Origin of the sequence: Halopseudomonas sp. MFKK-1 (genome assembly GCF_027474385.1) — a bacterium.
Taxonomy (GTDB): Bacteria; Pseudomonadota; Gammaproteobacteria; order Pseudomonadales; family Pseudomonadaceae; genus Halopseudomonas; species Halopseudomonas aestusnigri.
This window is the reverse complement of the sequence record NZ_CP114836.1, coordinates 1707585-1720206: the sequence shown is the minus strand read 5'-3', so window position 1 is coordinate 1720206 and position 12622 is coordinate 1707585. Positions and strand designations below refer to the sequence as shown.

At 59.6% G+C, this 12622-nt stretch carries 12 protein-coding genes and 2 tRNA genes; 1 reads left to right on the top strand and 13 read right to left on the bottom strand.

The features are described 5' to 3' along the window. Positions 1-62 precede the first annotated feature (62 nt). The 11 genes from infB to rlmE all read right to left on the bottom strand — a co-directional run bounded on the left by infB (position 63) and on the right by rlmE (position 11295). Positions 63-2573: a translation initiation factor IF-2 gene (gene infB / locus O5O48_RS08000; protein WP_228246853.1), complete on the bottom strand. Its 2511-nt coding sequence runs from the start codon at positions 2571-2573 to the stop codon at positions 63-65. A 62-nt stretch (positions 2574-2635) separates the two neighbouring features. Beyond that, on the bottom strand, positions 2636-4117 hold the full coding sequence (gene nusA, locus O5O48_RS07995; RefSeq protein ID WP_228246852.1) for a transcription termination factor NusA: 1482 nt from the start codon (positions 4115-4117) through the stop codon (positions 2636-2638). A 51-nt stretch (positions 4118-4168) separates the two neighbouring features. Continuing rightward, a complete protein-coding gene (rimP, locus tag O5O48_RS07990; RefSeq protein ID WP_088276385.1) occupies positions 4169-4624 on the bottom strand; it encodes a ribosome maturation factor RimP in 456 nt (151 codons plus the stop codon). Between the two features lie 167 nt (positions 4625-4791). Then, positions 4792-4868: transfer RNA gene (locus O5O48_RS07985), tRNA-Met, on the bottom strand. A gap of 107 nt (positions 4869-4975) precedes the next feature. Beyond that, positions 4976-5060 (bottom strand) — tRNA-Leu (locus tag O5O48_RS07980). A 26-nt stretch (positions 5061-5086) separates the two neighbouring features. Beyond that, positions 5087-5482 carry a preprotein translocase subunit SecG gene (gene secG, locus O5O48_RS07975; protein WP_269688578.1) on the bottom strand — a complete coding sequence of 132 codons (396 nt, stop codon included), beginning with the start codon at positions 5480-5482 and terminating at the stop codon, positions 5087-5089. Further along, positions 5482-6240: a triose-phosphate isomerase gene (gene tpiA, locus O5O48_RS07970; RefSeq protein ID WP_233048377.1), complete on the bottom strand. Its 759-nt coding sequence runs from the start codon at positions 6238-6240 to the stop codon at positions 5482-5484. Before tpiA ends, secG begins: the two co-directional genes overlap by 1 nt. A 67-nt stretch (positions 6241-6307) precedes the next feature. Then, entirely contained in the window at positions 6308-7651 is a 1344-nt protein-coding gene (gene glmM, locus O5O48_RS07965) for a phosphoglucosamine mutase (protein ID WP_228246849.1), read from the bottom strand. 25 nt (positions 7652-7676) lie between these two features. Beyond that, entirely contained in the window at positions 7677-8534 is an 858-nt protein-coding gene (gene folP, locus O5O48_RS07960; RefSeq protein ID WP_228246848.1) for a dihydropteroate synthase, read from the bottom strand. A 7-nt stretch (positions 8535-8541) separates the two neighbouring features. Beyond that, entirely contained in the window at positions 8542-10479 is a 1938-nt protein-coding gene (gene ftsH / locus O5O48_RS07955; RefSeq protein WP_373315000.1) for an ATP-dependent zinc metalloprotease FtsH, read from the bottom strand. 186 nt (positions 10480-10665) lie between these two features. Next, entirely contained in the window at positions 10666-11295 is a 630-nt protein-coding gene (gene rlmE / locus O5O48_RS07950; protein WP_269688577.1) for a 23S rRNA (uridine(2552)-2'-O)-methyltransferase RlmE, read from the bottom strand. 78 nt (positions 11296-11373) lie between these two features. Between rlmE and yhbY the strand changes: the two genes are divergently transcribed. Continuing rightward, positions 11374-11688, top strand: coding sequence for a ribosome assembly RNA-binding protein YhbY (gene yhbY / locus O5O48_RS07945; protein ID WP_228246846.1), 315 nt, complete (start codon positions 11374-11376; stop codon positions 11686-11688). Positions 11689-11720: 32 nt separating this feature from the next. Here the strand turns inward: yhbY and O5O48_RS07940 are convergent, their stop codons facing one another. After that, positions 11721-12104, bottom strand: coding sequence for a hypothetical protein (locus O5O48_RS07940; RefSeq protein WP_269688576.1), 384 nt, complete (start codon positions 12102-12104; stop codon positions 11721-11723). A 41-nt stretch (positions 12105-12145) separates the two neighbouring features. Next, the gene (gene greA, locus O5O48_RS07935; protein WP_088276375.1) at positions 12146-12619 is read right to left on the bottom strand and encodes a transcription elongation factor GreA; all 474 of its coding nucleotides are present in this window, start codon (positions 12617-12619) and stop codon (positions 12146-12148) included. Between the last annotated feature and the right edge of the window lie 3 nt (positions 12620-12622).

Below are 12622 nucleotides of genomic sequence, written 5' to 3'. Positions count from 1 at the left end.
CCTGGCAGCCCGGAGTTTGTTGCGAATGTCAGGCGGCGCCCCGCAGGACCGCCGCTGTAGTGTTACAGACTGCGCTGAACCTGAACACGCTCGAAGACCTCGATACGGTCACCGGGACGAACGTCGTTGTAGTTCTTGACGCCGATACCGCACTCCATGCCGTTACGCACTTCGCCCACGTCGTCCTTGAAGCGACGCAGGGATTCCAGCTCGCCTTCGTAGATAACGACGTCTTCGCGCAGAACGCGGATCGGACGGTTACGGTACACAGTTCCCTCGATGACCATACAACCGGCTACCGCGCCGAACTTCGGCGAACGGAATACGTCACGTACTTCGGCAACCCCCAGGATCTGCTCGCGGACATCGCTGCCGAGCATACCGGACAGTGCTTTCTTGACGTCATCGATGATCTCGTAGATCACGCTGTAGTAGCGCAGATCCAGACCTTCGCTCTCAACGATCTTGCGTGCAGTTGCATCGGCACGAACGTTGAAACCGAAGATCACCGCGTTGGACGCCAGCGCCAGGTTGGCGTCGGTCTCGGTGATACCACCTACACCGCCGGAGACAATCTTGACCTGTACTTCGTCGTTGCCCAGGTCGACCAGCGAGCCCTGCAGCGCTTCCAGCGAACCGCGCACGTCGGCCTTGAGCACGATGTTGAGGGTCTTCTTCTCGTCCTGGCCCATGCTTTCGAACATGTTTTCCAGCTTGGCCGAGTGCTGACGAGCCAGCTTGATCTCGCGGAACTTGCCCTGACGGAACAGAGCGACTTCGCGGGCCTTCTTCTCGTCGACAACGACGTTGAGTTCGTCACCGGCGTCCGGCGTGCCATCAAGACCGAGAATCTCGACCGGAATGGACGGACCGGCTTCCTTGATCGGCTGACCGTTCTCGTCGAGCATTGCCCGAACGCGGCCGTAGTTTACACCGGCGAGTACAACGTCACCCTGACGCAGGGTGCCATTCTGAACCAGCACGGTAGCAACCGGGCCACGGCCCTTGTCGAGACGGGATTCAACGACGACACCGCGACCGGGTGCAGAAGGCTGAGCCTTGAGCTCAAGGACTTCGGCCTGCAGCAGAACCGCTTCGAGAAGCTCTTCGATGCCGGTACCGGCCTTGGCGGAAACCGGAACAAACATGGTGTCGCCACCCCATTCTTCCGGAATAACGTCACGGGCAGCCAGATCGTTCTTGATACGATCCGGATCGGCATCTTCCTTGTCCATCTTGTTGATGGCAACAACCACCGGAACACCAGCCGCCTTGGCGTGCTGAATCGCTTCCTCGGTCTGCGGCATCACGCCGTCGTCGGCGGCAACCACCAGAATCACGATATCGGTTGCCTTGGCACCGCGGGCACGCATCGCGGTAAACGCAGCGTGGCCGGGGGTATCCAGGAAGGTAACCATGCCACGATCGGTTTCAACGTGATATGCACCGATGTGCTGGGTGATACCACCGGCTTCACCGGAAGCCACCTTGGCACGGCGGATGTAATCCAGCAGCGAAGTCTTACCGTGGTCAACGTGACCCATTACGGTGACGACCGGCGCACGGCTGACTTCTTCACCTTCGTGGGCCAGCGACTCGACCAGTTTGTCTTCCAGGTCGCTCTCGCGAACCTGCTTGACCTTGTGGCCCATGTCTTCGGCAACGATGGATGCAGTGTCCTGATCCAGCACCTGGTTGATGGTGACCATGGTGCCGTTCTTGAACATGTACTTGATGACTTCAGCCGCCTTGACCGACATCTTCTGCGCCAGCTCGGCCACAGTAATGGTCTCGCCGATCACGACTTCACGCACCACCGGACCGGTAGGCTTCTCGAAGCCGTGCTGATTGCGTTTCTTGCCCGCCTTCAGCTTGCCACCGCCGCCACGGCGACGGGTTTCGGCTTCGTCATCAACCGAAATACGCGGAGCATGACGCGCCTTGTCCTTGCCACCATGACCGCCAGCACGCTTGCGACCACGCTCTTCTTCCTCTTCGCGGGCCTTGCGACGGCTTTCTTCTTTCTTCTTGTGGTGCTCGGCGGCAGCCTGCGCCGCCTCGGTCGGCTGAGGGGCCGGCGCAGCTTCTACAGCCGCAGCTGCCGGTTGTGCAGCGGCAGCGACAGCCGCCGCTTCAGCCTGACGCTTGGCCTCGGCCTCTGCTTCAATACGGGCAGCTTCCTCAGCCTGACGCTTGGCCTCGGCCTCGGCAGCCTGCTGACGCGCTTCTTCAGCGGCACGCAGCTGCTCCAGCTCGCGCTGGCGTTCGGCCTCCAGATCGGCCGGTTCGCGCTTGACGTAAGTGCGTTTCTTGCGCACTTCGACGTTGACCGTCTTGCTGCCGGCAACCTTCAGGGTGCTGACCGTCTTGCGCTTGAGGGTAATCTTGCGCGGCTCCGAGCCGGAGTCGCCATGGGCGCTTTTCAGAAACGCCAGCAGGGCCTGCTTTTCGTCATCACTGACCGCTTGGGCAGGACCTGTTTGCGGCAAACCCGCTTCCTGCATCTGTTGCAGCAGGCGCTCTACCGGAGTACCTACTTCGTCAGCCAATTGTTTGACCGTCACTTCCGCCATTCACTTCTCTCCTCAGTCGGGTCCGTGCGTCTCCGCAGGGGGATCTCGTCGATTCCGACCGGTTATTCAAACCAGGGGGCGCGGGCTGCCATGATCAAAGCCGCAGCACGCTCTTCATCGATACCGTCGATGTCGAGCAGGTCGTCCACGGACTGCTCGGCCAGATCTTCCATTGTCAGGATGCCGTTGGCCGCCAGCTTGAAAGCCAGCGCCCGTTCCATACCATCCATATTCAGCAGGTCGTCAGCCGGCTGTGCTTCTTCGAGCTTCTCCTCGTTGGCAATCGCCTTGGTCAGCAGACGGTCCTTGGCGCGGGCGCGCAGCTCGTTGACGATGTCTTCATCAAAGCCATCGATCTCGAGCAGTTCCTCCATCGGCACGTAGGCAACTTCTTCCAGCGTGGTGAAACCTTCTTCAACCAACATCTGAGCCACTTCCTCATCGACATCCAGCTCGTCGACGAAGTTGCGCAGCACGTCGCCGGTCTCGGCTTCCTGCTTGGCACGGATATCGTCTTCAGTCATGACGTTCAGGGTCCAGCCGGTCAGCTGACTGGCCAGACGAACGTTCTGGCCATTACGGCCAATGGCTTGCGCCAGGTTGTCTTCGGCAACCGCCAGATCAATGGTCTGGGTATCCTCGTCCAGAATGATGGACGCGACTTCCGCCGGGGCCATGGCATTGATGACAAACTGAGCCAGGTTATCGTCCCAGAGAACGATATCGACGCGCTCGCCGCCCAGTTCGCCGGATACGGCCTGAACGCGCGAACCGCGCATACCGATACAGGCCCCTTGCGGATCGATGCGCTTGTCCTTGGAACGCACAGCGATCTTGGCCCGCGACCCCGGGTCACGGGCAGCGCCCATCACCTCAATCAGCTCCTCGGCGATTTCCGGCACTTCAATGCGGAACAGCTCGATGATCATCTCCGGGCAGGCACGTGACAGCACCAGCTGCGGGCCGCGATTCTCGGTACGGATATCCTTGAGCAGGGCACGGATACGGGTGCCGGTGCGGAACGTCTCGCGCGGGATCATTTCTTCGCGCGGCAGAACGGCTTCGGCATTGTTGCCCAGGTCGACGATGACGCTGTCACGTGTCACCTTCTTTACAGTACCGCTGATGATTTCGCCCAGTCGATCACGATAGGCGTCAACCACCTGAGCGCGCTCGGCTTCGCGAACCTTCTGCACGATAACCTGCTTGGCAATCTGCGCAGCGATACGACCGAACTCGACCGACTCGATCTTTTCTTCGTACTGGTCACCAATGTTGAGCGCAGAATCGCGCTCCTGAGCCTGATCCAGAGTCAGCTGGATGGCCGGATCGTCAAAATCCTCATCCGCCACCACCGCCCAACGACGGAATGTTTCATAGTCACCGGTGTGCCGATTGATCGACACGCGCACATCCACTTCATCTTCGTAACGCTTTTTGGTCGCCGTTGCCAATGCCAGCTCAAGCGCTTCAAAGATTACACCGGGTGGTACACCCTTTTCGTTGGAAACGGATTCCACAACCAGCAACACTTCTTTGCTCATCGTATGCCTCGCCTAACGCCGTCCATTGGGCTCGTTCAGCCCGAAATTTGTTCAAAAACGCGGAATGATATTGCCCTTATCGATCGAATCGATGGGCAGCAGGTACTCGTGCTCGCCTACCTGCAGAATGACCTCGTCACCCTCCACTCCGCGAATCACACCCTGAAAATTACGGCGCCCCTCATAAGGGGTACGCAGCCTGATCTTCGCCTGCTCGCCAGTGCAGTCCAGATACTGCTGCAGCGTGAACAGGGGACGGTCCATGCCCGGAGAGGAAACCTCCAGGGTATAGTCGCCGGAAATCGGATCCTCGACATCCAGCACAGCGCTGGCCTGACGACTGACGGCGGCACAGGCTTCGACACTGACGCCATCCGGATGATCAATATATACGCGCAGCAGGGTGTGTTTCCCCTGGGACAGGTACTCGATACCCCAGCAGGTGTATCCCAATGCCTCGACGACCGGGACCAGCAGGGTCTCCAACTCAGTCACTTTGCCGGACACGCTCACCGCCTATATTTGTCGCATGAATAAAAAATGGGCCTTAAGCCCATCGTGAGTCTGGCCGCTTCGCACAGACGAAGCCCAGAGACCGTTAGCTCCGCAGCCAAAAGGAAATGAACCGCGGCAAAAACCTAACAAAAAGCCCCTTAAAAGGGGCCCTTTGATACTGGTTGCGGGGGCAGGATTTGAACCTACGACCTTCGGGTTATGAGCCCGACGAGCTACCAGACTGCTCCACCCCGCGTCGAATCTAGGGCGTGAATTATACGTCTACCGGCGCAACATGACAACCGGCACACCTGTTCACCCCTGAAAAAGAAACAGGGGCCTGATGTATCAGACCCCTGTAGATGGTGCGGAAGATGGGACTCGAACCCATACACCCTAAGGCACTACCCCCTCAAGATAGCGTGTCTACCAATTCCACCACTTCCGCAAAACCTGTACTACCAGCGCCGAGGCTTATTCAGCCGCCGGCGGAACCTCTTCCCCAATCGACTCCGGCACATCCGTTGGAGCGACGTCCTGTTCCAGCACCGGCACATCCTCGTCAATCAGCGCCGGAGCCTGCTGCTCAACCTGCAGGGCCGGAGCCGGCAGACCGGCCTCAATGGCCGCGTCCGCCTTGTGGCTGGCATAGTAAGCCAGCCCCAGAGAAGTCACAAAGAACACCGCAGCCAGAATCGCAGTCACGCGACTCAGAAAGGTGCCCGAACCCTGACTGCCGAATACGGTCGCCGAGGCGCCGGAACCAAAGGAGGCCCCCGCTTCCGCACCCTTGCCCTGCTGCATCAGAACCAGGCCGACTACGGCAATGGCAACCAGCAGGTGCAGCACTACAATCACGGTCTCAATCATTACACTCGTCCAGCGGCGCGAGCGATCGCACCGAATTCTTCCGCGTTCAGAGAAGCTCCACCAATGAGCCCCCCGTCGATATCCGGCATGGAGAACAACGCCTCTGCATTGTCCGCCTTCACACTACCGCCATAAACAATCCGCACATCTTGTGCCTGCGCATCATCCAGCATCGCCAGCCTGGCTCGAATCATGGCGTGCACATCCTGAGCCTGCTCAGGGCTCGCAGTCAAGCCAGTTCCGATAGCCCACACAGGCTCATACGCAACTACGCCCTCTGCCAGACCACCAACACCAAAGGCATCGAGGATAACCTGCAACTGCCGCGCAACCACATCAGCTGTCTGACCGGTATCCCGCTCAGCCTGGCTCTCGCCAACACACAATACGGGCCGCAATCCACACGCAAGCGCAGCAGCAAACTTTTTACAGACCACTGCATCGGACTCGCCGAACAGGGTCCTGCGCTCGGAATGACCAACGAGGACATAACCACATCCTGCATCCCGAAGTTGCGCCGGCGATATCTCACCAGTCAGCGCGCCTGGCTCAGCCTGCGTGGCACAGGTCTGGCCTCCCACCGACAGCGGCGAGCCCTGCAGACGATCTACACACCGATCGATATACAGAGCAGGGGGAGCAATCATCAGCTCGACCCCTTCAGGCCACTCCTGCTCGACCAGGCCATTCAGCAAGGCATCTACAGACTGCCGAGAACCGTGCATTTTCCAGTTGCCGGCAACTAGCGGACGTCGCATGCCAAACCTCTCTACCCAAGCGGGCGCCAATCTTAACCAAGTTGTATCGGTGACACAACTGCCTTTTTCATCCGTTTAATATCCGCGTAACAACATCGGCCAGCGCCGCAGCTTCGTGCTCAACCTGCGCGGCGTCCTGACCTTCGACCATAACCCGCACCAGCGGCTCGGTACCGGACAGACGCAACAGCACTCGACCGGCGTCGCCGAGACGGGCCTCGGCCTGCGACACCGCATCCTTGACCGCCTGCTGCTCCAGCGGCGACCCGGCACCCGGCGCATAGCGCACATTGATCAGCTTCTGCGGACACTTCTGCATGCCTGCGCAGGCTTGCTCCAGGGAGAGCCCCGACCGCTGCAGCGCCTTCAACACCTGAAGCGCAGCAATAATGCCGTCGCCGGTCGAGGTGTGATGCAGGCAGACGATGTGGCCGGAAGATTCGCCGCCAAGTATCCACTCGCGCTGACGCAGCTCGGCCATAACATACCGATCCCCGACATTGGCCCGCACAAATTCGACACCACGCGCCTTCATCGCCAGCTCAAGCCCGAGATTGGTCATCAGGGTGCCAACCACTCCGCCCCGCAGCAAGCCGCGCTCGTGCAGGTCGAGCGCGATGATATACAGCAGCTGATCACCGTCCACCTCATTGCCAGACTGATCAACCATCAACACCCGATCACCATCGCCGTCAAAGGCGATACCCAAATCCGCCCCCTCGGCGACCACGGCGGACCTCAGCGCGGCCAGGTGGGTTGACCCGACATCGGCATTGATATTCAGGCCGTCAGGGCTCGCGCCGATCACCCTGACGTCGGCACCCAACTCGCGAAACACGCTCGGCGCCACCTTGTAAGTTGCACCGTGAGCGCAGTCGAGCACCACCTTCAGCCCCTTGAAACTGGTGCTGGTAGGCACACTGCTCTTGCAGAACTCGATATAGCGGCCGGAGGCATCTTCCACGCGGGACACCTTGCCGAGCAGGGCAGAGTCAACCACGGTCATGGGCTCATCTACCAGCCGCTCTATCTCGAGCTCCAGACTGTCCGGCAACTTGCTGCCAACCGACGAGAAAAACTTGATGCCATTATCGTAAAACGGATTGTGAGAGGCACTGATCACAATACCGACGTCAGCCATGAAGGTACGCGTCAGGTAGGCAATCGCGGGTGTAGGCATTGGCCCCAGCAGCTGAACATGGGCACCGGCCGCAGACAGCCCCGCCTCCAGCGCCGACTCGAACATATAACCCGAGATACGCGTATCCTTGCCGATAATCACGCGACAGGCACCGTGATGCCGAAAGGCCGTGCCAACAGCCCAGCCCAGCTTCAACATGAATTCGGGGGTAATCGGCGCACTGCCTACCCGGCCGCGAATGCCATCGGTGCCAAAATAACGTTTTTCCATTAACTGACTCTGCCGCTTGAAATTGTTAGGACTGACGGGCGCTTTTAACCGCCTCAACCATGCGCACCACATCGACCGTTTCAGCGACATCGTGCACGCGCAAAATCGCCGCACCGGCATCCACCGCCAGGGCCGCCAGGGCAAGACCACCATACAGACGCTGATCAACCGGCCGATCCAGCGCCTGGCCAATCATGCTTTTTCTGGACACGCCCACCAGCAGCGGTAGCCCGGCCGGACGCAGATCGCGCAAACGCGCAAATAATCCCAGATTGTGCTCCAGGGTCTTGCCAAAACCAAACCCGGGATCAAGGATCAATCTCTGACGGATAATGCCGGCTGCCTCGCAGGCCTCGACCCGAGCCTGCAGATACGCATTCACCTCATCCAGCACACTGGCGTAGCGCGGCGCGAGCTGCATGGTATCCGGCTCGCCCTGGCGGTGCATGAGGCAAATTGGCAACCCGGTATCGCGCGCGGCCTCGAGCGCACCGGGACGCTCGAGCGCACGGACGTCATTGATCAGCCCCGCACCGGCTGCGGCCGACGCCACCATCACCTCGGGCGTACTGGTATCAACCGAAATCACCACGTCAAAGCGAGCAGCGATAGCCTCAACTACCGGCACCACGCGCTGCAGCTCCTCCTCAACGGAGACTACAGCAGCGCCGGGGCGAGTGGACTCCCCCCCAACATCGATCAGGGACGCTCCTGCGCCAATCATCTGCTCGACATGCAGCAACGCAGCATCCAGACGATTGTAACGGCCACCGTCGGAAAAGGAGTCAGGCGTAACATTGAGAATGCCCATGACATGGGCACGAGAAAGATCAAGCTCCCGAATGCCGCAAGGCAAACGGGAGCTATTGCTGTCAGAACGCATCAGGCCCTCAATGCTCCCCGGCAGGTCCGCCGATCGGACCGGAGCCCTTGGGAGTATCAACGACATCCGACTTGGCATCGTCGGGCGTTACTACAGCGCCGGGCCCGGATTTGTCATCGCCTTGCCAGTCCTTCGGCTCACGGGGCACGCGCCCTGCCATGATGTCGTCAATCTGCTGTGTATCGATGGTTTCGTACTTCATCAAGGCTTCAGCCATCATGTCCAGCTTGTCACGGTTTTCTTCCAGCAGACGGCGGGCAGTGGCGTAGCTCTCGTCGATGATGCGACGCACCTCTTCGTCGATCTGCTTGGCGGTTTCACCGGAGACACCAGCCAGACCGCCAGCGCTGGAGCGCCCAAGGAAGCCCTGATCCTCGTCCTCGGCATAGAGCAGAGGACCCAGCTTTTCAGACAAGCCCCACTTGGTCACCATGTTCTTGGCCAACTGGGTTGCCCGCATGATGTCGTTTGATGCACCGGTGGTCACACCATCAAAGCCCAGCGTCATCTCCTCGGCGATACGGCCACCGAACAGCGAGCAGATCTGACTGGTCAACGCCCGCTTGGACAGACTGTAACGATCCTCTTCCGGCAGGAACATGGTCACACCCAGCGCACGACCGCGCGGAATGATGGTGACCTTGTAGACCGGGTCATGCTCGGGCACCAGACGCCCGACAATGGCATGACCGGACTCGTGGTAGGCCGTATTCAGCTTTTCCTTGTCGGACATGACCATCGATTTGCGCTCGGCGCCCATCATGATCTTGTCTTTGGCCATCTCGAACTCGCTCATCTCCACCAGACGCTTGTTGGAGCGCGCAGCGAACAGCGAAGCCTCGTTGACCAGGTTGGCCAGATCAGCACCGGAGAAGCCCGGCGTACCGCGCGCGATCAGCGACGGATTCACATCCTCGCCCAGCGGCACCTTGCGCATGTGCACCTTGAGAATCTGCTCGCGGCCGCGGATATCCGGCAGACCCACCACCACCTGACGATCGAAACGGCCGGGGCGCAACAACGCAGGGTCAAGCACATCAGGGCGGTTGGTCGCGGCAATCACGATAATGCCGTCGTTCGGCTCAAAGCCATCCATCTCGACCAGCAACTGGTTCAGAGTCTGCTCGCGCTCGTCATGACCGCCGCCCATTCCGGAACCACGGTGACGGCCGACCGCATCGATCTCATCGATAAAGATGATGCAGGGCGCGTGCTTCTTGGCCTGCTCGAACATGTCGCGCACCCGGGACGCACCCACACCGACGAACATCTCGACGAAGTCGGAACCGGAAATGGTAAAGAAAGGCACCTTGGCTTCACCGGCAACCGCCTTCGCCAGCAGGGTCTTACCGGTACCAGGCTGACCAACCATCAGCACACCGCGCGGAATATGACCGCCCAGGCGCTGAAACTTGCCCGGGTCACGCAGGAACTCAACCAGTTCCTGCACGTCTTCCTTCGCCTCGTCGCAGCCCGCGACGTCAGCGAACGTCGTCTTCACCTGATCTTCGGACAGCATGCGCGCCTTGCTTTTGCCAAAGCTCATCGGGCCACCGCGACCACCGGCACCGCCCTGCATCTGCCGCATGAAGAACATGAAAATGGCGATAATGATGAGAATGGGGAAGCTGGCGATCAGCAGCTGCGTCCAGATGCTTTGCTGCTCCGGCTGCTTGCCCTCGATGATGACATCGTTATCCAGCAGATCACCGATCAGGCCGTTGTCCTGGATGGCCGGACGCACGGTCTTGAAGGTATCCCCGCTGCGCTCACGACCGGTGATGATGTATCCATCCACAGTCACTCGCTCGATCTGGCGATTCTCCACCAGTTCCAGAAACTGTGAATAATTCAGCGTATCCGGTTCGCTGGTCTTGCTGAAGTTGTTCATCACCGTGACCAGTACCGCGGCAATGATCAACCACAGGATGAGGTTCTTCGCCATATCGTTCAATTTGCTACCCTCTTGCCCCGCTGCACGACCGCGGGCGCCTTGCTGAGTCTTTTAACCACCTGCCAACATTACACCAGTTTAGGTCACCTCGGCATTGGCTTCAGTGTAACCCGCTATGTAACAGCCACCTCACAGACCACCCGGGGCAAGCTCCGGTTCCGATTCGCTGCACACGGATCAGCGTTCACCACCCTGGAAACCACGGGCCAGCAGGTAGGTCTCGCGCGAACGGCCACGCGAGGCATCGGGTTTACGCGTCAGCAGCTTGTCGAATTGACCCCGCATCTCACGGAAATACTCATCGAAACCCTCTCCGTGAAACACCTTGATCAAAAAATCGCCGCCGGGCCGGAGCACGCGCGAGGCCATGTCGAGTGCCAACTCACACAGATACATGGCGCGCGGTTGATCAACTGCTGGCGTCCCACTCATATTGGGGGCCATATCGGAAATAACAAGGTCGACCGGGGCATCACCAATGGCAGCGAGAATCTGCTCAAATACCGCATCCTCGGTAAAATCGCCCTTGATGAAGGTGACGTCGGGAATGCTATCCATGGCCAGAATGTCGGATGCAATGATGCGCCCCTTTTCACCAATCAGACGCGACGCGACCTGCGACCAGCCGCCCGGGGCCGCCCCCAGATCCAGCACGGTCATGCCCGGCTTCAGAATGCGGTCGCGCTCCTGAATCTCCAGCAACTTGTAACTTGCGCGCGAGCGGTAGCCATCTTTCTGGGCCTGTTTTACGAACGGGTCATCGAAATGCTCTTTGAGCCAACGCTTGCTTGTCTTGGACTGTGCCACGGAATACCTCGTGCAGCGGATCACGCCGCCGGTTAAACTAGTGCATCAACACTCATTTGAATCTTCATACGGAACATTATGGCGCTCAGCTCCGCACAGAAAAAAGACCTCAAACGCATCGGCCATCACCTGAAGCCGATCGTCATCATCAGCGAACAGGGTGTCAGCGAAGGCGTCCTGGCCGAACTGGACCGCGCTCTGAACGACCACGAACTGATCAAGATCAGGGTTACCGTCAGTGATCGCGAGGCCAAACAGGCGCTGATTGCCGAGGCTTGCAGCCAGACCGGTGCCGAACTGGTTCAGGTGATCGGCAAGATGGCAATCCTGCTGCGCCGGGCCAAGAAGCCCAACGCCAACCTGTCCAACCTGAAACGTTTTCAGGGCTTCTGAAAAAGCAACGGGGCCCTTCGGCCCCGTTTGCCTTATCTGTCACCCGCCGACTCGTCCGGTCGTGGCTGCACCGCCAGCACCAGACCGGCGAACGCCACCACCAGATAACTCATCAGCATCAACAGCTGATTGCCTGCGCCGCGGAGCAGGAAAAATGCCCCCACCGCCGCCAGCGCCAGAACGAGAACCTGGGCCCGCACATCACGCCAAATGGCTCCGCGCACACGCACTACCAGCACAAAAAGTTGCAGCAGCATTGCCACCGCACTGATGCCCAGTACCGCCGGGCGCAGGGTCAGGGCGGCATCGTCAACAAGCAACGGCGCCAGGCCGGACTGTTCCAGCGCCGGCAAAAAGACAAAGTGCAGACTCCATACCGAACCGACCCAGAGGGTCAGCAGCAGCTGCCAGACCACGCGGCCACCCTCCCGGCGGCCACTACCGACAGCCGCCGGCGTCACAGGTGCTGGACCTCGACAATCTCGTACTCGACCACACCGCTCGGTGTTTTCACCGCGACAATCTCACCCTCTTCCTTGCCGATCAGGGCGCGGGCGATGGGTGAATTGACCGACAGCTTGCGCTGCTTGATGTCAGCCTCGTCATCACCAACGATCTGGTAAACCACCTCTTCGTCAGTTTCGACATTGGCAATGGTCACCGTGGTGCCAAAGATCACCTTTCCGGTATGCGGGATAGTGGTCACGTCGATCACCTGCGCATTCGACAGGCGACCTTCGATGTCACGGATACGCGCCTCGACCATACCTTGCTGCTCGCGCGCGGCATGGTATTCGGCATTTTCCTTGAGATCGCCGAGCTCGCGAGCTTCCGCAATCGCCTGAGTGATCTGCGGCCGCAGCTCACTCTTGAGGTGCTTGAGTTCGACTTCGAGAGCTTCTGCGCCCTGCTTGGTCATCGGGTACTTCATAAC

Coding starts and splice junctions, on each gene's coding strand:
- nusA (WP_228246852.1), bottom strand. CDS start 4,117: ATGAGCAAAGAAGTGTTGCTGGTTGTGGAATCCGTTTCCAACGAAAAG.
- secG (WP_269688578.1), bottom strand. CDS start 5,482: ATGATTGAGACCGTGATTGTAGTGCTGCACCTGCTGGTTGCCATTGCC.
- folP (WP_228246848.1), bottom strand. CDS start 8,534: ATGCGTTCTGACAGCAATAGCTCCCGTTTGCCTTGCGGCATTCGGGAG.
- greA (WP_088276375.1), bottom strand. CDS start 12,619: ATGAAGTACCCGATGACCAAGCAGGGCGCAGAAGCTCTCGAAGTCGAA.
- yhbY (WP_228246846.1), top strand. CDS start 11,374: ATGGCGCTCAGCTCCGCACAGAAAAAAGACCTCAAACGCATCGGCCAT.
- ftsH (WP_373315000.1), bottom strand. CDS start 10,479: ATGGCGAAGAACCTCATCCTGTGGTTGATCATTGCCGCGGTACTGGTC.
- tpiA (WP_233048377.1), bottom strand. CDS start 6,240: ATGCGACGTCCGCTAGTTGCCGGCAACTGGAAAATGCACGGTTCTCGG.
- glmM (WP_228246849.1), bottom strand. CDS start 7,651: ATGGAAAAACGTTATTTTGGCACCGATGGCATTCGCGGCCGGGTAGGC.
- infB (WP_228246853.1), bottom strand. CDS start 2,573: ATGGCGGAAGTGACGGTCAAACAATTGGCTGACGAAGTAGGTACTCCG.